This is a genomic window from Pseudomonas sp. NPDC087690 (assembly GCF_044743175.1).
In the GTDB taxonomy this organism is placed as follows: domain Bacteria; phylum Pseudomonadota; class Gammaproteobacteria; order Pseudomonadales; family Pseudomonadaceae; genus Aquipseudomonas.
Map to the genome: position 1 here is coordinate 71,074 of NZ_JBIUVX010000020.1, position 26,865 is coordinate 97,938.

Annotated in this window: 21 protein-coding genes; 17 read left to right on the top strand and 4 right to left on the bottom strand. The window is 61.3% G+C overall.

Features of this window, described 5'->3' with window-relative positions; translation table 11 throughout:
- Positions 1 to 17 precede the first annotated feature (17 nt).
- The 13 genes from ACIPIZ_RS18765 (at position 18) to madM (ending at position 16,894) form a co-directional block, all read left to right on the top strand.
- The gene (locus ACIPIZ_RS18765) at positions 18 to 2,066 is read left to right on the top strand and encodes a methyl-accepting chemotaxis protein (RefSeq protein ID WP_401166636.1); all 2,049 of its coding nucleotides are present in this window, start codon (positions 18 to 20) and stop codon (positions 2,064 to 2,066) included.
- 11 nt (positions 2,067 to 2,077) lie between these two features.
- The gene (locus ACIPIZ_RS18770) at positions 2,078 to 7,987 is read left to right on the top strand and encodes an Hpt domain-containing protein (protein WP_401166639.1); all 5,910 of its coding nucleotides are present in this window, start codon (positions 2,078 to 2,080) and stop codon (positions 7,985 to 7,987) included.
- The gene (locus ACIPIZ_RS18775; protein WP_038358796.1) at positions 7,980 to 8,450 is read left to right on the top strand and encodes a chemotaxis protein CheW; all 471 of its coding nucleotides are present in this window, start codon (positions 7,980 to 7,982) and stop codon (positions 8,448 to 8,450) included. The genes ACIPIZ_RS18770 and ACIPIZ_RS18775 overlap by 8 nt, the downstream gene beginning before the upstream one ends.
- A gap of 509 nt (positions 8,451 to 8,959) precedes the next feature.
- Positions 8,960 to 9,325, top strand: coding sequence for a DUF6124 family protein (locus ACIPIZ_RS18780; protein ID WP_122855237.1), 366 nt, complete (start codon positions 8,960 to 8,962; stop codon positions 9,323 to 9,325).
- A gap of 322 nt (positions 9,326 to 9,647) precedes the next feature.
- A complete protein-coding gene (gene mdcA / locus ACIPIZ_RS18785) occupies positions 9,648 to 11,318 on the top strand; it encodes a malonate decarboxylase subunit alpha (RefSeq protein WP_038358792.1) in 1,671 nt (556 codons plus the stop codon).
- A complete protein-coding gene (locus ACIPIZ_RS18790; protein WP_401166644.1) occupies positions 11,318 to 12,190 on the top strand; it encodes a triphosphoribosyl-dephospho-CoA synthase in 873 nt (290 codons plus the stop codon). Before mdcA ends, ACIPIZ_RS18790 begins: the two co-directional genes overlap by 1 nt.
- Positions 12,190 to 12,489: a malonate decarboxylase subunit delta gene (locus ACIPIZ_RS18795; RefSeq protein WP_401166647.1), complete on the top strand. Its 300-nt coding sequence runs from the start codon at positions 12,190 to 12,192 to the stop codon at positions 12,487 to 12,489. The genes ACIPIZ_RS18790 and ACIPIZ_RS18795 overlap by 1 nt, the downstream gene beginning before the upstream one ends.
- Positions 12,482 to 13,333 (top strand): biotin-independent malonate decarboxylase subunit beta, encoded by an 852-nt coding sequence (locus tag ACIPIZ_RS18800; protein ID WP_401166650.1) that lies wholly within the window; start codon positions 12,482 to 12,484, stop codon positions 13,331 to 13,333. Before ACIPIZ_RS18795 ends, ACIPIZ_RS18800 begins: the two co-directional genes overlap by 8 nt.
- Positions 13,330 to 14,115, top strand: a complete 786-nt coding sequence (gene mdcE, locus ACIPIZ_RS18805; protein ID WP_401166652.1) for a biotin-independent malonate decarboxylase subunit gamma — start codon at positions 13,330 to 13,332, stop codon at positions 14,113 to 14,115. Before ACIPIZ_RS18800 ends, mdcE begins: the two co-directional genes overlap by 4 nt.
- Positions 14,109 to 14,729, top strand: coding sequence for a malonate decarboxylase holo-ACP synthase (locus tag ACIPIZ_RS18810; RefSeq protein WP_122660162.1), 621 nt, complete (start codon positions 14,109 to 14,111; stop codon positions 14,727 to 14,729). Before mdcE ends, ACIPIZ_RS18810 begins: the two co-directional genes overlap by 7 nt.
- Entirely contained in the window at positions 14,726 to 15,646 is a 921-nt protein-coding gene (gene mdcH, locus ACIPIZ_RS18815; protein WP_401166655.1) for a malonate decarboxylase subunit epsilon, read from the top strand. The genes ACIPIZ_RS18810 and mdcH overlap by 4 nt, the downstream gene beginning before the upstream one ends.
- A gap of 65 nt (positions 15,647 to 15,711) precedes the next feature.
- The gene (gene madL / locus ACIPIZ_RS18820; RefSeq protein ID WP_038358777.1) at positions 15,712 to 16,128 is read left to right on the top strand and encodes a malonate transporter subunit MadL; all 417 of its coding nucleotides are present in this window, start codon (positions 15,712 to 15,714) and stop codon (positions 16,126 to 16,128) included.
- 1 nt (position 16,129) lies between these two features.
- Positions 16,130 to 16,894: a malonate transporter subunit MadM gene (madM, locus tag ACIPIZ_RS18825; RefSeq protein WP_007913704.1), complete on the top strand. Its 765-nt coding sequence runs from the start codon at positions 16,130 to 16,132 to the stop codon at positions 16,892 to 16,894.
- A 297-nt stretch (positions 16,895 to 17,191) separates the two neighbouring features.
- Here the strand turns inward: madM and ACIPIZ_RS18830 are convergent, their stop codons facing one another.
- Positions 17,192 to 18,112: a LysR substrate-binding domain-containing protein gene (locus tag ACIPIZ_RS18830; RefSeq protein WP_105709341.1), complete on the bottom strand. Its 921-nt coding sequence runs from the start codon at positions 18,110 to 18,112 to the stop codon at positions 17,192 to 17,194.
- 187 nt (positions 18,113 to 18,299) lie between these two features.
- Between ACIPIZ_RS18830 and ACIPIZ_RS18835 the strand changes: the two genes are divergently transcribed.
- On the top strand, positions 18,300 to 18,917 hold the full coding sequence (locus tag ACIPIZ_RS18835; RefSeq protein ID WP_038358773.1) for a hemolysin III family protein: 618 nt from the start codon (positions 18,300 to 18,302) through the stop codon (positions 18,915 to 18,917).
- 130 nt (positions 18,918 to 19,047) lie between these two features.
- Here ACIPIZ_RS18835 and ACIPIZ_RS18840 read toward each other — a convergent pair whose 3' ends face one another.
- Complete coding sequence (locus tag ACIPIZ_RS18840) at positions 19,048 to 19,767, bottom strand: 16S rRNA (uracil(1498)-N(3))-methyltransferase (RefSeq protein ID WP_007913710.1); 720 nt, start codon at positions 19,765 to 19,767, stop codon at positions 19,048 to 19,050.
- Between the two features lie 131 nt (positions 19,768 to 19,898).
- Positions 19,899 to 21,305, bottom strand: coding sequence for an adenosylmethionine--8-amino-7-oxononanoate transaminase (locus ACIPIZ_RS18845; protein WP_105709342.1), 1,407 nt, complete (start codon positions 21,303 to 21,305; stop codon positions 19,899 to 19,901).
- Positions 21,306 to 21,527: 222 nt separating this feature from the next.
- Between ACIPIZ_RS18845 and ACIPIZ_RS18850 the strand changes: the two genes are divergently transcribed.
- From ACIPIZ_RS18850 to ACIPIZ_RS18860, 3 genes are all read left to right on the top strand, one after another.
- Positions 21,528 to 23,297 carry a flavin monoamine oxidase family protein gene (locus tag ACIPIZ_RS18850; protein ID WP_401166662.1) on the top strand — a complete coding sequence of 590 codons (1,770 nt, stop codon included), beginning with the start codon at positions 21,528 to 21,530 and terminating at the stop codon, positions 23,295 to 23,297.
- A gap of 347 nt (positions 23,298 to 23,644) precedes the next feature.
- Positions 23,645 to 24,196, top strand: a complete 552-nt coding sequence (locus ACIPIZ_RS18855; protein WP_401166665.1) for a cytochrome b — start codon at positions 23,645 to 23,647, stop codon at positions 24,194 to 24,196.
- A gap of 31 nt (positions 24,197 to 24,227) precedes the next feature.
- A complete protein-coding gene (locus tag ACIPIZ_RS18860; protein ID WP_007913714.1) occupies positions 24,228 to 24,803 on the top strand; it encodes a YceI family protein in 576 nt (191 codons plus the stop codon).
- Between the two features lie 259 nt (positions 24,804 to 25,062).
- Here the strand turns inward: ACIPIZ_RS18860 and ACIPIZ_RS18865 are convergent.
- Positions 25,063 to 26,865: DEAD/DEAH box helicase (locus tag ACIPIZ_RS18865; RefSeq protein WP_401166668.1), on the bottom strand; the 1,803-nt coding region annotated here is incomplete at its 5' end.

Below are 26,865 nucleotides of genomic sequence, written 5' to 3' on the forward strand. Positions count from 1 at the left end.
CAAACAGGCGAGGACCGATGATAAAAGCAAAAACAGGCAAGCCGGCGGAAGGCTCGCGCAGTCGCTCGCAGATCATCGTGCTGTTCATCGCACTGATCGTGTTCATCATGCTGCTGTTCGCCAACTTCGCGTACCTCAACACCCAGGCGAACTACGACAAACAGTACATCGGCCACGCCGGTGAACTGCGCGTGCTCTCGCAACGTATTGCCAAGAACGCCACCGAAGCCGCCGCCGGCAAGGCTGCCGCATTCAAGCTGCTCAGCGATGCGCGCAACGATTTCGCCCAGCGCTGGGGTTACCTGAAAAAAGGTGATCCGGCCACTGGCCTGCCGCCAGCACCGGCCACCGTGCGCCCGGAAATGCGCGCCGTGCAGCTCGACTGGGAACGCCTGCTGAAAAATACCGACGCGATTCTCTCCAGCGAACAGACCGTGCTGTCGCTGCATCAGGTCGCCGCGACCCTGGCCGAAACCGTGCCGCAGTTGCAGATCGAATACGAAAAAGTCGTCGAAATCCTCCTTCAGCGTGGTGCACCGGCCGCGCAAGTGGCGATGGCCCAACGTCAGTCGTTGCTGGCTGAACGCATTCTCGGCGCGGTCAACACCGTGCTCGCCGGCGACGAAAACTCGCAGCAAGCCGCCGATGCCTTTGGCCGCGACGCCACCCGTTTCGGCCAAGTGCTCAACGGCATGCTGCAAGGCAACCCGACGCTGAAAATCAGCCAAGTGGAGGACCGTGATGCCCGTGCGCGCCTGAGTGAAATCTCCGAGCTGTTCCAGTTCGTTTCCGGCTCGGTGGATGAAATCCTCGAGACCTCGCCAGAGCTGTTCAAGGTGCGTGAATCGGCGAGCAACATTTTCAGCCTCTCGCAAACCCTGCTCGACGAAGCCTCGCACCTGGCCACTCGCTTTGAGAACCTTGCCGGCGGGCGCAACACCGACACCATCGGTGGCTACGTTTTGGGCTTGCTGGCGCTGGCCTCGATCATCCTCATCGGTCTGGTGATGGTCCGGGAAACCAATCGGCAACTGCGCGAAACCGCCGAGAAGAACGAGCGCAATCAGAATGCGATCATGCGTCTGCTCGATGAAATCGAAGACCTCGCCGATGGCGACCTCACCGTGACCGCCTCGGTGACCGAAGACTTCACCGGCACCATCGCCGACTCGATCAACTACTCCGTCGACCAACTGCGCGATCTGGTTGCGACCATCAACCTCACCGCCGGCCAGGTCGCCGCAGCGGTGCAGGAAACCCAGGCCACCGCGATGCACCTGGCCCAGGCCTCGGAGCATCAGGCCCAGCAGATTTCCGAAGCCTCGACGGCGATCAGCGACATGGCCGAGTCCATCGATCAGGTCTCGGCCAACGCCGCCGAATCTTCGGCAGTCGCCGAGCGCTCCGTGGAGATCGCCAACAAGGGCAACGAGGTGGTGCACAACACCATCCACGGTATGGACAACATTCGCGAACAGATCCAGGACACTGCCAAACGCATCAAGCGTCTCGGCGAGTCGTCGCAGGAAATCGGCGACATCGTCAGCCTGATCGACGACATCGCTGACCAGACCAACATCCTCGCCCTCAACGCGGCGATTCAGGCGTCGATGGCCGGTGATGCCGGGCGCGGGTTTGCCGTGGTCGCGGACGAAGTGCAGCGCCTTGCCGAACGCTCGTCTGCTGCCACGCGACAGATCGAAACTCTGGTGCGGGCGATTCAGACCGACACCAACGAAGCCGTGATTTCCATGGAGCAAACCACCACCGAAGTGGTGCGCGGCGCGCGACTGGCGCAGGATGCCGGTGTGGCCCTGGAAGAAATCGAAGGTGTGTCGAAGACCCTCGCGGCGCTGATTCAAAGCATCTCCAACGCGGCGCAGCAGCAAACGTCTTCCGCCGGGCAGATCTCGCTGACGATGAACGTGATCCAGCAGATCACCTCGCAGACCTCGTCCGGTTCCACGGCCACCGCCGAAAGCATCGGCAACCTGGCGAAGATGGCCAGTCAGCTGCGGCGCTCGGTGTCCGGATTCACCTTGCCGGCGGCGACAGATAAAGCGTGAGTGGAGTGGTTATGGGTGATCGGCACGACTATGTGGCCCTCGAATGGGTCAAAGGCGAAATTGCCGAAACGCTGAGGCTCGCGCATCAGGCGATTGAAGCCGTGCTCGATGATCCGCAGGCCTTTCCCGGGCTGGACGAGTGCCTGGATTACATCCATCAGGTCCACGGCAGCCTGCAGATGGTCGAGTTCTACGGCGCAGCCTTGCTCGCCGAAGAAATGGAACACCTGGTCGAAGCCTTGCAGCACGAGCGCGTCAGCCATCGCGACGAAGCGCTGCACCTGTTGCTGCAAGCCCTCGGGCAATTGCCGATCTACCTCGACCGCGTGCAGAGCGCTCGGCGTGATTTGCCGTTGGTGGTGCTGCCGCTGATCAACGATCTGCGCAGCGCCCGGGGCGAAAGCCTGCTCTCGGAAACCAGTCTGTTCAGCCCGCAGCTCCCCGAACTGGCGCCGCTGCGGGCCGACGAACTGGCACTGCTCGAACCGACGGAACTGCCGAACGTACTGCGCAAATTACGCCAGATGCTGCAAATGGCGCTGGTCGGTTTACTGCGCGAACAAGATGACCAGACGCACCTCGAATACTTGGCCAAAGTCTTCACCCGCCTCGAAGCGCTGAGCGGTGATTCGCCCCTGAGCCCGTTGTGGCAGGTCGCCTCGGCGCTGGTCGAAGGCATGCGCGAAGGCGTGATCGCCAACAGTCCGGCGCTGCGCAGCCTGTTCAAGGACGCCGACAAAGAACTCAAGCGCCTGCTTGAGCAAGGCCTGTCCGGCCTTAATCAACCGGCGCCGGCGGAGCTGCTGAAAAGCCTGTTGTTCTATATTGCCAAAGCCGAACATCCCACCGGGCAGATGCTGACCATGAAAGATCGCTACTCCCTGGACGACGCGTTGCCCGACAGCGCGATGGTCGACGAAGAACGCGCGCGCCTGGCCGGCCCCGACCGCGATGCGATGCGCTCGGTGCTGGCTGCACTGTGTGAGGAACTGGTGCGGGTCAAGGAACGCCTCGACCTGTTCGTGCGCAGCGACCGCCAGCACACTTCGGATCTGGAAAGCCTGCTCGCGCCATTAAGGCAGATCGCCGACACCCTCGCCGTGCTCGGTTTTGGTCAGCCGCGCAAAGTCATCATTGATCAATTGGCGGTGGTGCTCAGCCTTGCCCAAGGCCAGCGCGAACCGAACGACGCGATCCTGATGGATGTTGCCGGCGCGCTGCTCTACGTCGAAGCGACGCTGGCCGGAATGGTCGGCACCGTCGAGCCGGAAAATCCGGAAGACGCGCGCCTGCCAACCACAGACCTGACGCAGATTCACCAGATCGTGATCAAGGAAGCGCGCATCTGCCTGCAACAGGCCAAGGACATGATCGTCGATTACATCGACGCCGATTGGGATCGCCAGCAACTGCAACCGTTGCCGGCGCTGCTGACTCAGGTGCGCGGTGCGCTGGCGATGATTCCGTTGAATCGCGCGGCGAGTCTTGTCGAGGCGTGCAACGGTTTTATCCGCGAACATTTGCTAATCGATCCGCATGAGCCGGGCTGGGAGCAACTGGATCATCTGGCGGATGTCATCAGCAGCCTTGAGTATTACCTCGAACGCTTGAGCGACGATCCGCAGGCCCCCGGCGAACAACTGCTGGATGTCGCGCAGAAATCCCTCGCCAGTCTCGGTTTCTTTCCCGATGAACAGCCCGGCGCGCCGCATGTGCCAGTACTCGATGATGTCCTCAGCCCGAGCGAAGCGCTGGTGATGCAGGACATGCAGGCGCTGGATGACCCGGAAATCGTGCAGTCGCTGGCCGACGTTCTGGCCAGCCCGGTTTCAGCGCTCAACCCGCCGGCCCTGATCACCCCCGGCAGCCTGATGCCGCCGCCGGCCGATGAAGAACCGGTCGACGATGAACTGCGCGAAGTGTTCCTCGAAGAGACCGATGAGGTCCTCGAAGTTCTCCACGAATACCTGCCGCGCTGGATCGCCAATTCGCAGGATCGCGATGCGCTGACTGAACTGCGCCGCGCCTTCCACACCCTCAAGGGCAGCGGGCGCATGGTCCGCGCGCTGATTCTCGGCGAGTTGGCCTGGTCGGTGGAAAACCTGCTCAACCGTGTGCTTGAACAAAGTGTCGAGCCGGGCTCGGTGGTGCAGCAAGTGCTGACCGACACCGTGCTGTTGTTGCCCGAGTTGATCAGCGAATTCGCCACCAACAGCCAACGCCAGCGCAGCGATGTCGATCAACTCGCTGCCCGCGCTCACGCCTTGGCCAAGGGGGACGAGCCGCTGGCCGCCGAAGACGTCGACGATGTCGCAGCGCTCGATCCGCTGTTGCTGGAGATCTTCCGCAAGGAAGCCGAAACCCACCTCGCCAGCCTCAATCGCTTCCTTGATCAGGCCGCCGAGCATGTGCCGTTGCAGGCCAGCGACGAATTGCAGCGCGCCCTGCACACGCTCAAGGGCAGCGCGTCGATGGCAGGCGTGTTGCCGATTGCCGAACTGGCCGCATCGCTCGATCAATTGGCTCGGGAGTTCAAGGCGCATCAGTTGCCGCTGGACCTCGATGAAGTGGAATTGCTGCTGGAAGCCGAAGGCCTGTTTCGTATCGGCTTGCGCCAGCTCAAGCATGATCCGCTGGCGCCGATTGTCGGTGCGCAGTCGCTGATCAAACGCACCGACACACTGCTCGCCGAGCGCCTGGAAACCATCCTCAATGCGCCGAACACCGGCCTGCGGATCAAGCGTGATCCGCAACTGATCAACAACTTCCTCGCTCAAGGCATGGACATCCTCCTCGACGCCGAAAGCCTCTTGCAGCGCTGGCAGCAACACCCCGGCGAGCGTCAGGAACTCAGCGCCTTGCTGGATGAGTTGACCACCCTTGGCGAAGGCGCACACATGGCCGATCTGCTGCCGGTCGACGTGCTCTGTGAAGCCTTGCTCGACCTGTATGGCGCGGTGGAAGAAAGCAGCCTGGCGGTCAGCGAGCGGTTTTTCCAGGAGGCGCAAAACGCCCATGAAGCGCTGATCAACATGCTCGACGAGCTGGCCGCCGGGCAGGAAGTCACGCCGCAACCGGCGCGGATTCGGGCCCTGCATGACCTGCTCGATGAGAGTCTCGACCCGTCGTCGATGGGCCTGATTCGCAGCGATGGCAGCCGCACCCTGAGCATCCGTGAACTGGGCAGCGCCACCGCCGAGTTGCAGCAAAAGGCAACGGCGCTTGAACCCGATGATGAGATCGTCGAGATCTTCCTTGAAGAGGCCGTGGACATTCTCGACAGCTCAGGCCAAGCGTTGCAGCGCTGGCTGAGCGACCCGGACAACGTTGCGCCGCTGTCCTCGTTGCAGCGCGATTTGCATACGCTCAAGGGCGGCGCGCGGATGGCTGAAGTCGAGGCCATCGGCGATCTGGCTCAAGAGCTGGAAAGCCTTTACGAAGGTTTGGTCGATCGTCGTTATCACTACAGCGAAAGCCTGGGGCGCTTGCTGCTCAAGAGTCATGACCGCTTGGCGCTGTTGCTTGATCAGTTGCAAAACCATCAGCCGCTGACCCCGGCGCAGGATCTGATCGACGCGATTCGTCAGGTTCGCCAAGGCCCAATCGTCGCCGAAACGCCGCCAGCAACGATTGATCACGACAGCGCCGGCCACGACCCGGAGCTGCTGGAGATCTTCCTCGAAGAAGGTTTCGACATCATCGAAAACTCTGGCGCCGCATTGCTGCGCTGGCAGGCCGAGCCGGGCAATCGTCAGGAGGTGGAAACCCTGCTGCGCGATCTGCACACCCTCAAGGGTGGTGCGCGGATGGTCGAGATCGGCCCGATCGGCGACCTCGCCCATGAGCTGGAATACCTTTACGAAAGTCTTTCCAGCGGCGCGTTGCAGCCATCGGCGGAGCTGTTTGCGCTGGTGCAGCGCGGGCATGATCGCTTGGCGCAAATGCTCGATGGCGTGCGCGCCGGGCAACCGTGTCCGCCAGCGGATCGGCTGATCAACGCGATCCAGAATTTCAGCCATCCGGTGACGGTAGAAACGCCGCCAGTGCTACCTGTGCCGGTCAAGACTGATGCGGCGCCACCGACCTCCGAAGCGGGCGCAGACATGGTCAAGGTCTCCGCCGAACTGCTTGATGAACTGGTCAATCTGGCCGGCGAAACCTCGATCTTCCGTGGTCGTATCGAACAGCAAGTCAACGACGCACAGATCGCGCTGAACGAGATGGAAACCACCATCGAACGGATGCGCGATCAGTTGCGCCGTCTCGACACTGAAACTCAGGGGCGGATTCTCAGCCGTCAGCAAGTCGATGCCGAACGCCTCGGCTACGAAGAATTCGACCCGCTGGAAATGGACCGCCATTCGCAGTTGCAGCAATTGTCGCGAGCGCTGTTCGAATCGGCATCCGACTTGCTCGACCTCAAGGAAACCCTCGACCGCCGCAACCACGACGCCGAGAACCTGTTGCAGCAACAGGGCCGCATCAACACCGAATTGCAGGAAGGCCTGATGCGTACGCGCATGGTGCCGTTCGAGCGCATGTTGCCGCGCCTGAAACGCATCGTTCGCCAGGTCGCTGAAGAGCTGAATAAAGACGTCGCGTTTGTCGTCGGCAACGCCGAAGGCGAGATGGATCGCAATGTGCTCGAACGCATGGCGGCGCCGCTGGAACACATGCTGCGCAATGCCGTCGACCATGGTCTGGAGTCTGCCGAAGTGCGGCTGGCGGCGGGTAAACCGGCGCAAGGGCAGATCAGCCTCGACCTGTCCCGGGAGGGCGGCGACATCGTTTTCGACATTCGCGATGACGGCGCCGGGGTGCCGCTGGAAGCGGTGCGCAAGAAGGCGATCAAGCGCGGCATGCTCGCGCCGGAAGCCGAGATCAGCGACCGCGACGTGTTGCAGTTCATCCTTCAGCCGGGCTTTTCCACCGCGGAAAAGATCACGCAGATTTCCGGACGTGGCGTCGGTATGGACGTGGTGCACGAAGAGGTGCGGCAACTGGGCGGCAGCATGAGCATCGACTCGGTGCCGGGGCAGGGCGTGCATTTCCGCATTCGCCTGCCGTTCACCGTGTCGGTCAACCGTGCGCTGATGGTGCAGTGCGGTGAGGATCAATATGCGATCCCGCTGAACACCATCGAAGGCATCGTTCGCGTGTTGCCGAATGATCTGGAAGGACACTTCCGGGTTGATCCGCCGCGTTACCAGTACGGCGGCCAGACCTATGAACTGTGCTACCTCGGTGAACTGCTGAAAACCGCGCTACGGCCGAAACTGCTTGGCCAGAATCTGCCATTGCCGGTGCTGCTGGTGCACTACAACGACCGGCGCATCGCGGTGCTGGTGGATACCATGGCCGGCACCCGGGAGATCGTGGTCAAGAGCCTCGGCGCGCAATTCGCTGCGGTGCAGGGCGTGTCCGGGGCGACGATTCTTGGCGATGGCCGGGTGGTGCTGATTCTCGATCTGCTCGCGCCAATCCGCGCGATGCAGGCGCGAGTTGCGCAGACACCGACGCTGCCGGAGATCGACAGCGAACCACACAAACCGCTGCTGGTGATGGTGGTCGACGACTCGGTCACCGTGCGCAAGGTCACCAGCCGCTTGCTCGAACGCCACGGTATGAACGTGCTGACGGCCAAGGACGGTGTCGACGCCATGCTACTGCTGGAAGAACACATGCCTGACCTGATGCTGCTCGACATCGAAATGCCGCGCATGGACGGCTTCGAAGTCGCTACCCAGGTGCGCAACGACGAACGCCTGCAACACCTGCCGATCATCATGATCACCTCGCGTACCGGGCAGAAACACCGCGACCGCGCCATGGCGATTGGCGTCAACGACTACCTCGGCAAGCCGTATCAAGAGTCGGTGCTGCTTGAAAGCATTGCCCAGTGGAGCAAGAAACATGCATGAGCGCCGGCATAATCAGCGCAGCAGTCAGCTGACCGGGTTGCTGCTGCCGTTGGCGGATCGCAATTTGATTTTGCCTAACGTCGCTGTCGCTGAGTTGATTGACTATCAGGCCAGTGCCTTCGATCTCGATACGCCGCCTTGGTATCTGGGGCGAGTGAAGTGGCGCGAGCGGCAGATTCCGTTGCTGAGTTTTGAGTCGGCGTGCGGGCAGAAAATCGTCATTGGCGAGCGCGCGCGGATTGTCATCCTCAATGCCCTCGGCGGGTTGCCGGAGCTGAAGTTCATTGCGCTGCTGGTGCAGGGGATTCCGCGGTCGTACAAGCTCGACAGTCAGTTGAGTTATGTCGATGTGCCGTTGTGTGGGTTGGAGCAGGCGGCGGTGCAGGTCGGGGAACAGGTGGCGAAGGTGCCGGATTTGTTGGGGCTGGAGAAGTTGTTGGTGGATGCTGGGCTGGTTCACTGATCCAGAATTTTCATTGGCCTGACTGGCCTCATCGCGAGCAGGCTCACTCCTACATTTGGAATGCATTCCCCTGTAGGAGTGAGCCTGCTCGCGATAGCGCCTGCGGCATCCACCAAAATCCGACAGACAAATCCTCAATCCCCGCAGCGCAATAAACGCATCCAGGCACATCTGTTTAAAGACACCCGGTGTTACGGCTCCCTAACCTACAAATCCTTGCGCCGCTGCCTACGCATGTACCAGAATCCGCCGGCTTGTGCGCCTAGGGCTGGCTGCGTAACTTGATTCCGTCACTGATTCCCAGTGATCGGGTTTAGCAGCCCTGCTTTGTCCTTACCTCGGTTGTACAAGTCTCATCCAGTCAGGCATTCGCCTGCGCTTGATGGTGGCTGTGCGCATGGCACCTTCGGGTGCGCCGGGTTGGGGTTTGACCGGTCTGCTAACTTGCGCATAGCCGCCACCCTACCGTTTAGCAGCGAGATGGTGAGGCCTAATAGAGGTTCATCCCCATGTTCAAACCAACGCCTAACCCGCCGCCCACCGACCCGGCATCCCCCTACGAATCCCCCGATTCAAAGAAATTCCACGAAGCCGCCGAACGCGCCCTCGACCATTACCTCGGCCCGACCAACGCCGACCTCATGGCCACGCCCTACACCCCGAACACGCTGTACATGGCCAACCCCAACGCCGACACCGAATCCCTGCTGGCCGACGCCAGCGAAACCCTCGGATCGGCTACGGTGATGCTCAACAACCATGCGGCAATGGTGGAAGGTACACACCGCAAGACTGTGCAAGGTATTGCGCAGGTGGTGATGGTGGCGGAGATGGCCGTCAACCGTTTGTTGGACAGGTTGGTGCCGACGGAGTGACTTAAAAGCTGACCCTCACCCCAGCCCTCTCCCGGAGGGAGAGGGGGCCGACCGAGGTGTCTGGCGTCATACATCGACCTGAAAAACCGAGTCGATTATGGGTTTGGTAAACCGAGTCGATTATGGATTCGGTAAAGCACGATCAGGTCGGCGTATCCCTTGAGCATCCCCCAATCAGTCCCCTCTCCCTCCGGGAGAGGGCTAGGGTGAGGGCGGCTCTTGATCATTACCCTGAGCGTAACGATTCACCACCGCGCTTGATTGATGCCCCCACCCCACACGCCTACCTTAGCTCCACGACAGCGAACCCCGTGGAGTGAGCATGACAACAACAATTTCCCCCGACTCGCGCTGGACGCGGCGGCGCGATGAGAAGCAGCGCCGCCTCGACAAGGTGCGCGGGCTGGCCGACGGTGTGGTGTTGCCCACCGACAAGATCGTCGCCGCGCTCGAAGCGCTGATCCATCCCGGCGACCGCGTGGTACTCGAGGGCAACAACCAGAAGCAAGCGGATTTCCTCTCCCGTTCGCTGGCCAAAGCCGACCCGGAAAAGCTCCACGACCTGCACATGATCATGCCCAGCGTCGGTCGCTCCGAGCACCTCGACCTGTTCGAACGCGGCATCGCCCGTAAGCTCGATTTCTCCTTCGCCGGCACCCAGAGCCTGCGCATCAGCCAGTTGCTCGAAGATGGCTTGCTCGAAGTCGGCGCGATCCACACCTACATCGAACTCTACGCAAGGCTGGTGGTGGACCTGATTCCCAACGTCGTGCTCTCGGCCGGGTTCATGGCCGACCGCGCCGGCAACATCTACACCGGCCCGAGCACCGAAGACACCCCGGCACTGATCGAACCGGCCGCGTTCAGCGACGGCATTGTCATCGTCCAGGTCAACCAGTTGGTCGACGACGTCAGCGAACTGCCTCGCGTAGACATCCCCGCCTCATGGGTCGATTTCGTCGTGGTCGCCGACAAGCCGTTCTACATCGAACCGCTGTTCACCCGCGACCCACGGCACATCAAGCCCGTGCACGTGCTGATGGCGATGATGGCGATCCGTGGGATCTACGAAAAACACAACGTGCAATCGCTCAACCACGGCATCGGTTTCAACACCGCCGCTATCGAATTGATCCTGCCGACCTACGGCGAATCCCTCGGCCTCAAAGGCAAGATCTGCCGCAACTGGACGCTCAACCCGCACCCAACACTGATCCCGGCGATCGAGAGCGGTTGGGTCGAAAGCGTGCATTGCTTCGGCACCGAACTGGGCATGGAAAACTACATCGCCGCGCGCCCGGACGTGTTCTTCACCGGCCGCGACGGTTCGCTGCGTTCCAACCGGATGTTCTGCCAACTCGCCGGGCAGTACGCGGTGGATCTGTTCATCGGCGCGACGTTGCAGGTCGACGGCGACGGGCATTCCTCGACCGTAACCCGTGGTCGCCTCGCCGGTTTCGGCGGTGCGCCGAACATGGGCCACGACCCGCGCGGTCGGCGTCACGGCACCCCGGCGTGGCTGGACATGCGCCACGACGATGCGCAGCAACCGATGCTCGAACGCGGCAAGAAACTCGTGGTGCAAATGGTCGAGACGTTCCAGGAGGGCGGCAAACCGACCTTCGTCGAAACCCTCGACGCGGTAGAAGTGGCGAAGAAAAGCGGCATGCCACTCGCACCAATCATGATCTACGGCGACGACGTCACCCACCTGCTCACCGAAGAAGGCATCGCCTACCTGTACAAGGCGCGCTCGCTGGAAGAGCGCCAGGCGATGATCGCCGCCGTCGCGGGTGTCACCGCCATTGGCCTGCGCCACAACCCGAAAGACACCGAACGCATGCGCCGCGAAGGCCTGATCGCCTTGCCCGAAGACCTCGGTATCCGCCGCACCGACGCCACCCGCGAATTGCTCGCGGCGAAAAGCGTGGCCGATCTGGTCGAGTGGTCCGGCGGCCTGTACAACCCGCCTGCCAAATTCAGGAGCTGGTAATGCACGCATTTAACCTGCAAGCGAAACCAATATCTCTGGCTGATCGATTGGCCGATCTGGCGGTGGACGCGTTGATCGACGAAGCCGATCTGTCGCCGAAACCGGCACTGGTCGACCGTCGCGGCAATGGCGCGCACACCGATTTGCACTTGGGCCTGATGCACGCTTCGGCGCTGTCGTTGTGGCCGGCGTTCAAGGAAATGGCTGAAGCGGCGGTTGAAATCGGTGAAGTCGATTCAACGTTGCGCGAAGCGATTGGCCGCATCGGCCGTGAAGGTGAGCAAGCGATGCTCACCACCACCAACGGCGTGAACACGCATCGTGGGGCGATCTGGGCCTTGGGATTATTGGTGACCGCCGCTGCGCTGGAACCACAATCTTCCAGCGCCAATGCCGTGACCTTGCGCGCCGCACGCCTGGCCTTGTTGGACGATCGCCACGCACCAAAACCCTTGAGCCACGGCGCGCAAGTCGCCCTGCGTTACGGCGCACGCGGCGCGCGTGAAGAAGCACAACTCGGCTTCCCTTCGGTGCTGCAACGCGGCTTGCCACAACTCAAATGCAGCCGCGGCAACGGCCACGGCGAACAGAACGCCCGGCTCGACGCCTTGCTCGCGATCATGACCAATCTGGCCGACACCTGCGTGCTCTACCGCGCCGGCGAAGAGGGTTTGCAGGCCATGCAACTCGGCGCGCAAGCGGTGCTCGACGCCGGTGGCAGCGCTAGCCTCAGCGGTCGCCGCCGGCTGCACGAACTCGATCAACAACTCATCGCATTGAATGCCTCGCCCGGTGGCGCCGCCGACTTGCTCGCCGCCACGCTGCTGCTCGAACGCATCGAGCGCGACGGCATCCTTCAGGGAGCGTTTTGATGGAAACCCTATCGTTTGAATTCCCCGCCGGGCAGCCGCCACGCGGTCGCGCGCTGGTCGGTTGTGTCGGTTCGGGTGATCTGGAAGTGCTGATCGAACCGGGCTTGGCCGGCAAGCTGACGATCAGTGTGCAGACCTCGGTCAACGGCGCGCAACTGCGTTGGCAGCACCTGTTTGCGCGGATGTTCGACGGCACCACGCCGCCGGCCATGGCTATTGATATCCACGATTTCGGCGCGACGCCGGGGGTGGTGCGCTTGCGTCTGGAACAAGGTTTCGAGGAGATCGGCCATGACTGACAGCGCCGCGTTGCTCAACAAACACAGCTTCGTCGAACTCGGCGCGCGGCAACGGGCGAAAGCCTTGCTCGATGCCGGCAGCTTTCGCGAATTGCTCGACCCGTTTCAACGGGTGATGTCGCCGTGGCTTGAACGCCAGGGCGTGGTGCCGCAGGCCGATGACGGCGTGGTGATCGCTAAGGGCAACCTCGACGGTTTGCCTGTGGTCATCGCCGCGATTGAAGGCGCGTTTCAGGGTGGCAGCCTTGGCGAAGTCGGCGGGGCGAAGATTGCCGGCGCGCTGGAACTGGCGGCTGAGGACAACCGCAAAGGCATTCCGACCCGCGCGGTGCTGCTGCTGGAAACCGGTGGTGTGCGCTTGCAGGAAGCCAATCTCGGGCTGGCGGCGATTGCCGATATTCACGCAGCGATTGTCGATTTGCAGCAGTACCAACCGGTGGTCGGCGTGGTTGCGGGCAGCGTCGGTTGCTTCGGTGGTATGTCGATTGCGGCGGCGTTGTGCAGCTATTTGCTGGTGACTCAGGAAGCACGTCTCGGTTTGAACGGCCCGCAGGTGATCGAGCAGGAAGCGGGGATCGAAGAGTACGACTCGCGCGACCGGCCTTTTATCTGGAGCCTGACCGGAGGCGAGCAGCGTTATGCCAGTGGTCTGGTGGATCGTTATGTCGCTGATGACGTAGCGAAGATTCGTCAGCAGGTTGGCGAATTGCTGCAGCAAGGTTTGCCGACACAACCACGCAGCCAACGCGCCGAATGGTTCTTGCAACGCCTCGGCAGTCTGAACACTGACCCGCAAATCGAACCGTCGGTGGTTCGCGATCTGTATCAAGGAGAGCGCTCATGAGTGGCTATTCATTGCGCGGTTTGAACTGGTTCAACGCCTTGAGCGCGGGCGCTGTGGCTGTTGAAGGGCTGCCGGCCTCGTTGAAGGTTGCTGACGGTGAGCTGGGGCGTTTTATCGCGGTGGTCGCTGACCCGGACAATCGTTTTCCGCGTGCTCGCAATGGCGAGGTCGGATTGCTCGAAGGCTGGGGTCTGGCCAAGGCTGTGGATGACGTGATCACTGCTGATCGTGATAAAGCGCAGAAGCGTCCGATCATCGCCATCGTCGATGTGCCGAGCCAGGCTTATGGTCGGCGCGAAGAAGCGCTCGGTATTCATCAGGCGCTGGCCGGGGCGGCGGACAGTTATGCCCGCGCACGTTTGGCCGGGCATCCAGTGATTGCGTTGTTGGTCGGTAAGGCGATGTCCGGAGCGTTTCTGGCTCACGGTTATCAGGCCAATCGTTTGATTGCGCTGCGTGATCCGGGCGTGATGGTGCATGCGATGGGCAAGGCTTCGGCGGCGCGGGTGACGTTGCGCAGTGTTGAAGAGTTGGAAGCGCTGGCCGCCAGTGTGCCGCCAATGGCTTATGACATCGACAGTTATGCGAGCCTCGGTTTGCTCTGGGAAACCCTGTCGGTGCAGCAGATTGAGCAGCCAACCGCAGAGGATCTGGCGCGGGTGAAGGAATGCCTCAAGCAAGCCATCGGTGATATCACCGGTACTGACTTGAGCAATCGTCTCGGCGCGAAAAATCGTACTGCCTCCAGCAAGGTTCGCGAATTGCTGAGGGCACAGTGGTGAACACGCCTCTGGCCCACGATCTGCTCTGGGGCATGACCCCGGCGCAGTTGCCGGCGGATGCGTCGCTGTGGGCAGTCGAGTCGCTCGCCGCCGGGCAACCGGTGGTGGTGCGGCGGGCGTTGAGCGAGGAAGGTTTCGTCGCGGTCGGGGTGCGCGGTGTGCTGCGCGAGCAGCGGCTGGCGGCGTTTATGGCGGTCGATTCGATTGCCTGTCGGGTCAGTCCGGAAGCGCTGTGTCACGTCGACAGCGAGCGCGATCTGCCGGTCATGCAGGCGCTCAAACAACTGCGGCCAATGCTTGATGATTGCGGTTGGGTCTGGGGTGTCAGCGGCAGTGTCGGGTTTGAACTGGCCAGTGGTTCTACCGCGATGCACGCGGCCAGCGACCTCGATTTGATTCTGCGTACACCGCAACTGATCACCCGTAATCAGGCACGCAAATTTGTCGCGATTTTCGATCAAGCCGTGTGCCGGGTCGATATGCAATTGCAGACGCCGCTAGGCGCTGTGGCGTTGCGTGAATGGGCCAGCGGTTCGGCGCGCGTGTTGCTGAAAAATGCTCATCAGGCTTGCCTGGTGATTGATCCGTGGAACCCGCAGGAGCAGGCAGCGTGAGCAGTCTGCTGGTGTTCCCCGGCCAGGGCGCGCAGCAAGCGGGCATGCTTCAGCGCTTGCCTCGCGAAACCTTGGTCGAAGCCAGTGATGTGCTTGGTAAGGATGTTTTGCTGCTCGATTCCAGCGAAGCACTGCGCACGACAAGAGCGGTTCAACTCTGCCTGCTGATCGCTGGTGTCGCTGCTTCACGGCAGTTATTGCAGGACGGACTCACAGCGGATTACGTCGCCGGTCTTTCCATCGGCGCTTACCCGGCAGCGGTGGTTGCCGGTTCTTTGAGCTTCAGCGACGCGTTGCATCTGGTCAGCCTGCGCGGCGAACTGATGCAACAGGCTTATCCACAAGGCTACGGCATGACCGCGATCATCGGTCTGCAGTTATCCACAGTCGAAACGCTGCTGGCGCAGGTGCACAGCGAGGATTTGCCGGTGTATCTGGCCAACATCAACGCCGATAACCAAGTGGTGATTGCGGGTAGCGACAAGGCCATGCAAACCGTGGCCGAACTGGCGCGCAGTCGCGGCGCTGGTCTGGCAAAACGTTTGGCAGTGAGCGTGCCGTCGCACTGCCCATTGCTGGAAAAACCGGCGCAAACCCTCGCCGAAGCTTTCGCCAAAATTGAACTGAAAACCCCTCGGGTCGCCTACCTGAGCGGCAGTCGCGCACGCCCTGTGAGCAAAGTAGAAGCGCTGCGCGACGACCTCGCCTTCAACATGTGCCGCGTGGTGGACTGGCGCGGCACCGTGCAAAGCGCTTATGAGCGCGGCGTGCGTTTACAGATCGAACTGCCGCCCGGTGCGGTGCTGACCGGGCTGGCGCGCCGGGTGTTCGAGCAAGGCACGGTCACAGCCTTCGACAGTGCGCGTCTCGACACCTTGCAGGCGCTGTTGCGTGAGGAGGGTGGTCGCCAACCTTAAAACCGCCGACTCAAGCTTCGAACAACAAAAACAACATTCGACGATGCACTTTGAGGACTACAACAATGATTATTTACGGTGTGGCGCTGCTCGCGATCTGTACGCTGGCAGGGGTGATCATGGGTGACATGCTCGGCGTGTTGTTGGGCGTCAAATCCAATGTCGGCGGGGTCGGCATCGCCATGATCCTGTTGATCTGCGCGCGGTTGTGGATGCAGAAGCGCGGCGGCATGACCAAGGAATGCGAGATGGGCGTCGGCTTCTGGGGCGCGATGTACATTCCGGTGGTGGTCGCGATGGCGGCGCAACAGAACGTTGTCACTGCGCTGCACGGTGGCCCGGTGGCGGTGCTGGCGGCAATCGGTTCGGTGGTGGTTTGTGGCTGCACGATTGCCTTGATCAGCCGCACGCATAAAGGCGAGCCATTGCCCGACGAGCCGGCGGAAATCTCCCCGGTCGGCACGCCAGTAGGAGGCCGCTGATATGTGGGATCTCATCGAGAAAGGTCTGGAACATAACGGACTGGTCACTGCATTCGCTTTTGTCGGCGTGATCATGTGGGTGTCGGTGGTTCTGTCCAAACGCCTGACGTTCGGACGCATTCACGGCTCGGCGATTGCCATTGTTATTGGGCTGGTATTGGCGTGGGTCGGCGGCACCATGACCGGTGGCCAGAAAGGTCTGGCGGACCTGACGTTGTTCTCCGGCATCGGCCTGATGGGTGGGGCGATGCTGCGTGATTTTGCGATTGTGGCCACTGCGTTTGAAGTGCAGGCGACCGAGGCGAAGAAGGCCGGGTTGATTGGTGTGATTGCCTTGCTGCTCGGCACGATCCTGCCGTTCATTGTCGGCGCGTGCATGGCCTGGGCGTTCGGTTATCGCGATGCGGTGAGCATGACCACCATTGGCGCGGGCGCGGTGACTTATATCGTCGGGCCGGTGACCGGTGCGGCGATTGGCGCGACCTCGGATGTGATGGCGCTGTCGATTGCCACCGGGTTGATCAAGGCGATTCTGGTGATGGTCGGCACGCCGGTCGCGGCGCGCTGGATGGGCCTGGATAACCCGCGTTCGGCGATGGTGTTCGGTGGCTTGGCCGGGACAGTGAGCGGTGTGACGGCGGGGCTGGCGGCGACGGATCGGCGGTTGGTGCCTTATGGGGCGTTGACGGCTACGTTCCACACCGGGCTGGGGTGTTTGCTTGGGCCGTCGCTGTTGTTCTTCATTGTTCGCGGGATTGTGGGCTGAAAATCAAAAGCCCCTCACCCTAGCCCTCTCCCGGAGGGAGAGGGGACTGACCGAGGTGTTTTGGCGTTATACATCGACCTGAAAGTCCTGAGTCGAACTCAGGCTTTGAGACCCATGGAGATCTGCTCCCTCTACCCCTTGAGGGAGAGAGGACTGACCGAGGTGGATGTTGGAGGTACGCCGACCTGAAATTCCTGAGTCGAACTCAGGTTTTGAAAAGCCCCCGATCTGCTCCCTTTCCCCCTCGCCCCCTTGGGGGAGAGGGCTGGGGTGAGGGGGTAGGCTCTTGATCTGCTGTTAATCCACCAACTGCCGATTCGCATACATCCGACACTCCGCCAACAACGCCAGCAAATTCGGATCGCGCTCCTTGGCTTTCAAAAACACTACGCCAATGTGCTGCTGCAACCGATACTTCGCCTGCAACGGAATCAGCTTCACCCGATTCTCATACACCGCCGCAATCCTTCCTGGCAGCAACGCATAACCCACCCCCGAACTGACCATGCTCAACAGCGTGAAAATGTCATTCACCTGCATCGCCACCTTCGGCTCGAACCCCGCCTGCTTGAACACCCGGTTGCCGTCCTGATGCGTCGCAAAGCCCTGGGTCAGGGTAATGAAGGTTTCATCGCGCACTTCCGCCAGATCCACTTCACTGCGCTGGGCAAACTTTGAATCCGCCGGGGTGGCGAGGAAGATGTCGTCGGAGAACAACGCAATCTGCTCGCAATCCGGGTCGTTGATGCTGTCGTCCAGCGACACCAGTATCGCGTCGACTTCCATGTTCTTCAGCTTGTAGAGCAGGTCGATGTTCGAGCCGAGTATCAGGTCGATGTTGAGTTCGCTGCGGCGGATTTTCAGGCCCATGATCAGTTGCGGCACGGTTTTCACTGTCAGCGAATACAAGGATCCGAGTTTGAAGCGTTCGGCAGAGAACCCGGCAGCTTCGCGGGTCAGGCGTACGCTTTCGACGACGTCGTTGATCAGCTTCTGCGCGCGCTCCTCCAGCACATAAGCACTTTCCAGCGGTGTCAGGTTGCGGCCTTCGTGTTTGAACAGCGGGCAGCGCAGGGCGCTTTCCAGCGAGTGAATGGCGCGGTGCACGCTGACGTTGCTGGTCTGCAGCTCGGCAGCAGCACGGGCGAGGTTGCCGGTGCGCATGAAAGCGAGGAACACCTCGAGTTTTTTCAGGGTCAATTCTTCGTCGATCAGCATGGCGCGGACTCTTTTTGGAATGCGTCGATTGTGCCTTGAAGATCAAAAGATCGCAGCCTTCGGCAGCTCCTGCATTGGAATGCGTTCGAAGGTAGGAGCTGCCGAAGGCTGCGATCTTTTGATTGCGCTTTTACGCCCAAGGCCCGAGCCTTGCGCGCTGCGGTAATGAATATGAGGTAAGCAATACATGTATCACGGAGAACGATTGAACGCCTGGACCCATCTGGTCGGGGCGGTGGCGGCATTTATTGGTGGCGTGTGGATGTTGGTGATCGCCTGCCTCGACGGCAGCCCGTGGAAGATTGTCAGTGTGGCGATTTACGCGTTCACCTTGCTGGTGCTCTACAGCGCATCCACCGTGTACCACAGCGTGCGCGGGCGCAAGAAAGCGATCATGAAGAAGGTCGATCACTTTTCGATCTACCTGTTGATTGCCGGCAGTTACACGCCGTTCTGCCTGGTGACCCTGCGCGGGCCGTGGGGCTGGACGTTGTTCGGGATTGTCTGGGGGCTGGCGCTGATTGGCATCCTGCAAGAGATCAAACCGCGATCAGAGGCGCGGATTCTGTCGATCGTGATTTATGCGGTGATGGGCTGGATTGTGTTGGTGGCGGTGAAGCCGCTGATTGCGGCGCTGGGCACTACCGGGTTTGCCTGGCTGGCGTCAGGCGGGGTTTTGTACACGGTGGGGATTATCTTTTTTGCCCTGGATCACCGGCTGCGGCACGCGCATGGGATCTGGCATCTGTTCGTGATTGCCGGGAGCTTGCTGCACTTTGTCGCGATTCTGTTTTATGTCCTCTAGAGACGCCACCATCCCCCTGTAGGAGTGAGCCTGCTCGCGATAGCGTCCTGTCAGTCGACAGCGTTTGTGGCTGATCCACCGCTATCGCGAGCAGGCTCACTCCTACAGGGGAACGTATTCCAATTGTGGATTAGAAATCCCCCCAAAGCTGCTGGGCCACTGCCAGTGCAACCACCGGCGCCGTCTCGGTACGCAAGACCCGCGGGCCGAGGCGAGCGGCGTGGAAGCCGTTGCCCTTGGCCTGCTCGACTTCGGCGTCCGTCAAACCACCTTCAGGCCCGATCAGGAACGCCAGCGTCGCCGGTTTGGCATGACTCACCAACGGCTCCGCGACCGGGTGCAGCACCAGTTTCAACTCGGCTTCGGTCTGCTTGATCCAGTCTGCCAACAACACCGGCGGATGAATCACCGGCACCCGCGAACGACCACATTGCTCGCACGCGCTGATCGCCACCTGACGCCAGTGCAGCAGGCGTTTGTCGGCGCGTTCGTCCTTGAGGCGGACTTCACAGCGATCACTGAAGATCGGCGTGATTTCATTCACGCCCAGCTCGGTGGCTTTCTGAATCGCCCAGTCCATGCGCTCGCCACGGGATAAACCCTGGCCGAGGTGAATGTGCAGCGGCGATTCGACCTGACCGGCGAATTGCTCGTCGATCTGCACGGTCACGCGCTTCTTGCCGACTTCCAGCAGAGCGCCGCGAAACTCATGGCCAGATCCGTCGAACAACTGCACCGCATCGCCCTCGGCCATGCGCAGCACGCGGCTGATGTAATGCGCCTGGGCCTCCGGCAATTCGTGTTCGCCGGTGCTCAGGGGGGCGTCGATAAAGAAGCGGGACAGTCTCATTTCGGGTCTCTCAGATTAGATCGTTCCCACGCTCTGCGTGGGAATGCCTCAATGGACGCTCTGCGTCCGCTTTGGGATGCGGAGCGTCCCGGGCTGCATGCCCACGCGGAACGTGGGAACGAGCGGTCACGTTAGCCCGGATCACGGAAGCCGGGATGGAAGTCTTTCGGCACGGCGACGCTGACGCTGTCGCGCGTAGCAATGTCGATACCCTCGCTAGCGACTTCGGCGAGGAAGTCGATCTGCTCCGGGGTGATTACGTACGGCGGCAGGAAATACACCACGCTGCCGAGCGGGCGCAGCAACGCACCACGCTCCAGCGCATGCTGGAACACCTTCAAACCGCGGCGCTCCTGCCAAGGGTAGGCCTCTTTGGTGGCTTTATCCTTGACCATCTCGATGGCCAGAACCATGCCGGTCTGGCGCACTTCGGAGACGTTCGGGTGATCGACCAGATGCGCCGTCGCCGAGGCCATGCGCTGGGCCAGTGCCTTGTTGTTTTCGATAACGTTGTCCTGCTCGAAGATATCCAGCGTCGCCAGTGCCGCCGCACACGCCAGCGGGTTTCCGGTGTAGCTGTGCGAGTGCAGGAAGGCGCGCAGGGTCGGATAGTCATCGTAGAACGCGCTGTAAACCTCGTCGGTGGTCAGGCACGCCGCCAGTGGCAGGTAGCCGCCGGTCAGGGCCTTCGACAGACAGAGGAAGTCCGGGCGAATGCCGGCCTGCTCACAGGCAAACATCGTCCCGGTGCGACCGAAACCAACGGCGATTTCGTCGAGGATCAGGTGCACGCCGTAGCGATCACAGGCTTCGCGCAGCAACGTCAGATACACCGGGTGATACATGCGCATGCCGCCGGCGCCCTGAATCAACGGCTCGACAATCACTGCCGCGACGCTGTCATGATTCTCGGCCAGAGTCTGTTCCATGGCGGCGAACATGTTGCGCGAGTGTTCTTCCCAGCTCATGCCTTCGGGGCGCCCATAGCAATCCGGGCTCGGCACTTTGAGGGTGTCCATCAATAGCGCTTTGTAGGTTTCGGTGAACAGCGGCACGTCGCCGACGGCCATCGCCGCCATGGTCTCGCCGTGGTAGCTGTTGGTCAGGGTGACGAAGCGCTTTTTGTTCGGTTGGCCGCGATTGAGCCAGTAGTGAAAGCTCATTTTCAGCGCGACTTCGATACAGGACGAACCGTTATCGGCGTAGAACACCCGGTTCAGCCCTTCCGGCGTCATCTTCACCAGACGCTCGGACAACTCGATCACCGGTTGATGGCTGAAACCGGCCAGAATCACGTGTTCCAGTTGATCGACCTGATCCTTGATGCGCTGGTTGATGCGCGGGTTGGCATGACCGAACACGTTGACCCACCACGAGCTGACCGCATCGAGGTAGCGCTTGCCTTCGAAGTCTTCGAGCCAGACGCCTTCGCCGCGCTTGATCGGGATCAGCGGCAGCTGTTCGTGGTCTTTCATCTGGGTGCAGGGATGCCACAACACCGCGAGGTCGCGTTGCATCCACTGGTTATTCAGGCCCATTTACAGTCTCCTCGAGGCGGCTCGCGACAGGCGCGGGCAAACAATCGCGCAAGCCTATGCAATGCGTCGCGCGGGGACAACCCATTGTGTCGATTGAGCTACTTTGTATGAGCCGATAGACGTCGCTGGCGGCGTTTTGATGGCTAACGTATTCTTCGCGGTTCTTTGGGTTGTCTGACCCGCACAACTGCTTTTTTCTGTGTTATTTCCGGAGTTCGCTGAATGTCTGTCGGTTGGCTGCGCGCCTGTGCGCTGGTGATGTTGGGGCTGTTCAGCGTTACGGCGCTGGCCAAGGATAAAACTGCAATCGTGATCGGCGGCGGCCTGTCGGGCCTGACCGCCGCTTACGAACTGCAAAACAAAGGCTGGCAGGTCACGTTGCTCGAAGCCAAGCCGAGCCTGGGCGGTCGCTCCGGCATGGCCACCAGCGAGTGGATTGGCAACGACAAGACGCAGCCGGTGCTGAACAAGTACGTTTCGACATTCAAGCTGGGCACCACGCCGGCTCCGGAATTCGTACGTACCCCGGGTTATCTGATCGACGGCGAGTATTTCTCCGCCGCTGATCTGGCGACCAAGCAACCGGCCACCGCCGATGCCTTGAAGCGCTACCAGAAAACCCTCGACGATCTGGCTCGCTCGATCGACGACCCGCAGAACCCGGCGGCGACCAGCACGCTGCACGCGCTGGACCAGATCACCGTATCGAGCTGGCTCGACAAGCAGAATCTGCCGGCCACCGCGCGCCAGCTGATCAACCAGGACATCCGCACTCACTACGACGAACCTTCGCGTCTGTCGTTGCTGTATTTCGCTCAGCAGAACCGCGTGTATCGTGGCGTTTCCGACCGTGACCTGCGCGCTTCGCGTCTGGTTGGCGGCAGCCAGGTGCTGGCGCAGGCGTTCGTCAAACAGATCAAGACCATCAAGACCAACTCGCCGGTGTCGGCGATCAATCAGGACAAGGACGGCGTGACCGTCAAGGTCGGCAGTGTTGGCTACCAGGCTGATTACGTCGTACTGGCCGTGCCATTGCGCGCACTGAACAAGATTGCGCTGACCCCGGCACTGGATGCTCAGCATCTGGCCGCGATCAAAGGCACCAACTACGGCTGGCGCGACCAGATCATGCTGAAGTTCAAGACGCCGGTGTGGGAAAGCAAGGCGCGCATGTCCGGCGAGATCTACAGCAACACCGGTCTCGGCATGTTGTGGATCGAACCTGCGCTGAAGGGCGGCGCCAACGTGGTGATCAACCTGTCCGGCGACAACGCCCGCGTGATGCAGGCGTTCGGCGACAAGCAGATGGTCGATCAGGTGCTGATTCGTCTGCACGCGTTTTATCCACAGGCCCGTGGCTCGTTCACCGGTTATGAAATCCGTCGCTACAGCACCGACCCGTCGATGGGCGGCGCTTACCTGGCTTATGGCCCGGGCCAGATCAGCAAATTCTGGCGCCTGTGGGAACGTCCGCTGCAACGCGTGACCTTCGCCGGCGAACACACCGACACCTTGTACCCGGGCACGCTGGAAGGCGCATTGCGCACCGGCCAGCGGGCGGCGAGTCAGGTTGAAGACCTGGCGGCTGGCAAATCGTTTGAACCGGCGAAAGTGGTTCCGGCTGCAGCAGCGGCAGGCGCGGCGGGTGCCGTGGCGGCGAAGAAGGGCAACTTCTTCAGCAACCTGTTCGGCGGTTCGGATGACGACAAGAAGCCTGAGCCTGTGAAGGCGCCAGAGCCGGCTCCAGCTCCGGTCGCGCCAGCACCTGCGCCGACTCCGGCACCTGTGCCAGCTCCGGTGGAAGCACCGAAGCCTGCGGCACCAGTGAAAGCTGCACCGGCGAAGAAAGCGGCGGCCAAGCCTGCGGCGAAGAAGCCGGCGGCTAAAACCGAAGCGAAAAAGCCTGCGGCGAAACCGGCAGCGAAGAAGGCTGAACCGGCGAAGAAGCCAGCGGCCAAGCCAGCGGCAACGACCGAGACCAAGGCGCAGTAAGCCTTGCGGTGAATGAAGAAGCGCGGCGTGTATGCCGCGCTTTTTTTTGCCTGTGAGGGCCCCATCGCTGGCAAGCCAGCTCCCACAGGTTTCTGAGGTGAACGCAGTATTTGTGAACGCCACCGACCACTGTGGGAGCGGGCTTGCCCGCGATGAGGCCTGTCCAGACAGCGCATCATCAGGATCTGCCACCTAACATCCCGCCACACTTTCCCCGTTAATCTTTCCTTAACACGCCACTTACAGACTCTTGATCGTATTTCTCGATATTTCAAAGCGAAATTTTCCGCTTTAATTCGATAGATAACTCGCTAGTCTTGGTTCGCAGTTCTCACAGGATTTGGGCAATGCAGCTACGTAACTCTTCTTCGCGCTATGGTTGGGTCAGCATCTTCATGCACTGGGGCGTGGCGCTGGTGGTCTTCGGGCTGTTCGCGCTGGGCTTGTGGATGGTCGGGCTGGATTACTACAGCAGCTGGCGCAAAGAAGCGCCGGATCTGCACAAGAGTATTGGCCTGGTGTTGCTGGCCGTGATGGTGTTGCGGGTGCTGTGGCGCTTTATCAGCCCACCACCGCCGACGCTGCAGAGCTACAGCCGGATTACCCGCATCGGCGCCAAGTTCGGCCACGGGTTTCTGTATCTGGCGCTGTTCGCTGTGATGCTTGCCGGTTACCTGATTTCCACCGCAGACGGTGTCGGGATCCCGGTGTTTGGCCTGTTTGAAGTTCCTGCACTGGTTTCCGGACTACCGGATCAGGCAGATACCGCCGGGGTGATTCATCTCTGGCTGGCGTGGGCGCTGGTAATTTTTTCCGGTCTCCATGCGTTGGCAGCATTGAAGCACCACTTTATCGATCGTGATGCGACCCTGACACGAATGCTCGGTCGCAAAGCCTGAAATTCAACCTCGACTCAAAGGAAAAGAAAGCATGTTGAAAAAGACTCTGGCCGCTCTGGCAATCGGTTCTGCACTGCTCTCGGCTCAGGCCATGGCAGCGGACTACAAAATCGACAAGGAAGGTCAGCACGCCTTCGTTGACTGGAAAATCAGCCACCTGGGCTACAGCTTCATCCACGGTACTTTCAAGGATTTCGACGGTACGTTCTCGTGGGATTCGGCCAAGCCTGAAGCCAGCAAGATCTCGGTTGATGTGAAAACCGCCAGCCTGTGGTCGAACCACGCTGAACGTGACAAGCACATCGCCAGCAAAGACTTCCTCGACGTTGGCAAGTTTGCTGATGCCAAGTTCGTCTCCACCGCGGTTAAGTCGACCGGTGAAAAGACGGCTGACGTGACCGGCGACCTGACCCTGCACGGCGTGACCAAGCCTGTGACCTTCAAGGCTACGTTCAACGGCGAAGGCAAGGATCCATGGGGCGGCGAGCGTGCTGGCTTCAACGCCAAGACCACCCTCAACCTGAACGATTTCGGGATCAAGGGCCCAGGTCCTACTTCGCAAACTGCGGATCTGGACATCTCGCTGGAAGGTGTGAAAGTTAAATAACTTTCGCTCGCCACAGAAAAACGCCCCCGGTCGAAAGGCCGGGGGCGTTTTTTATTGTCTGCGACACACACACATCCCCTGTGGGAGCGAGCCTGCTCGCGAAAGCAGTCATTCAGGCAACATCATTGCTGACTGACCCGGCGCCTTCGCGAGCAGGCTCGCTCCCACAGGGGATATGCGGTGATTCAGGGGTATTTGTGGCGCCATAAAAAATGCCCCGGCTCTTGCGAGGCGGGGCATCTTTTATGGCGGTGTTAACTCAGCGATTGCGGGTCAGCAAGGCTGGTTTTTCACCACGCGGACGGCTTGGCAGTTGATCGAGCTGCTCAGGCGTCGGGAAGCGGTCGGCTTTCGATTCCTTGTGCATGATCTTTGGGCCATTGCTGCGCGGGTTCTGTACGGCTGGCTCGCTGCGTGGCTGATCGTCACGGGCCGGACGACGGTTGCGCGAGGACGAGGCGGAATCGTCGCGACGACCCGACTGACCATCACGCGGTGCGCCGTTGCGCGGGCCGCTGCGTTTGGCTGGCGGGGTGCCGGTGCTTGAACCGTTGCTGTTGCGCGGGCCGTTCTGGCGACCTTGCGACTGACCGCCGCGTGGTGCGCCCGAACCTGCGCCAGCACCTTGAGCCGGTGCGCCTGGACGACGACCACGGCCGCCAGCAGGAGCCGGCTTCGGCACGTAATCAACGCGGTTACCGAAGTTATCGATATCGTCGTCGAGGAACTCGTCCGGTGCGCGATCGGCAGCAGCACGCGGCGGCTGGCTCGGACGCTGTTCACGGGCCGGAGTGCCTTCGCGCGGTTTCTGCTGACGGGCAGGGCGCTCGCCACGTTCACCGGCCGGCTTGTCTTTGCCCTTGTCCTTGCCTTTGTCTTTACGACCGCCACCACCGCCGCCGCCATTCGGCCCGTCGCCGCGTGGGCCACGTGGATTGCGCGGGTTGCGCACGTCCGGACGCTCGCGCACTTCCGGCTTCTCGGCTTCAATGGTGCTCGAATCGAAGCCCATCAGGTCGCCGTCGGCGATTTTCTGCTTGGTCATGCGTTCGATGCTTTTCAGCAGTTTTTCTTCGTCCGGGGCAACCAGCGAGATCGCTTCGCCCGAACGACCGGCACGGCCCGTACGGCCGATACGGTGAACGTAATCTTCATCGACGTTCGGCAGTTCGAAGTTGACCACGTGTGGCAACTGATCGATGTCCAGGCCGCGCGCGGCGATGTCGGTGGCGACCAGGATGCGTACCTGGTTGGCCTTGAAGTCGGCCAGCGCTTTGGTGCGCGCGTTCTGGCTCTTGTTACCGTGGATCGCCACAGCCGGCAGGCCGTGCTTGTCCAGGTACTCGGCCAGACGGTTGGCGCCGTGCTTGGTGCGGGTAAACACCAGCACCTGTTCCCACGCGCCGGCGGTGATCAAGTGCGCCAGCAGCGCACGCTTGTGGCTGGCCGGCAGACGGAAGACGCGTTGTTCGATGCGCTCGACCGTGGTGTTCGGCGGCGTCACTTCGATGCGTTCCGGGTTGTGCAGCAGCTTGCCGGCCAGATCGGTGATGTCCTTGGAGAACGTCGCCGAGAACAGCAGGTTCTGACGCTTGGACGGCAGACGCGCGAGAACTTTCTTCACGTCGTGCACGAAACCCATGTCGAGCATGCGGTCGGCTTCGTCGAGGACGAGGATTTCCACGTGGGACAGGTCAACGCTGCCCTGGCCGCACAGATCGAGCAAGCGACCCGGGCAGGCAACGAGCACGTCGACGCCACGGGACATGGCCTGAACCTGGGGGTTCATGCCGACGCCGCCGAAGATGCAGGCGCTGACGAATTTCAGGTCACGGGCGTAGATCTTGAAGCTCTCGTGAACCTGGGCCGCGAGTTCGCGGGTCGGGGTCAGGACCAGTACGCGCGGTTGGCGCGGGCCATGACGCTGGGATTTGTCCGGGTGACCGTTGGGGAACAACCGCTCCAGGATCGGAAGGGCGAAACCGCCGGTTTTACCGGTACCTGTCTGTGCCGCATCCATCAGGTCGCGACCTTGCAACTCGGCGGGAAAGGCCCGCTGTAG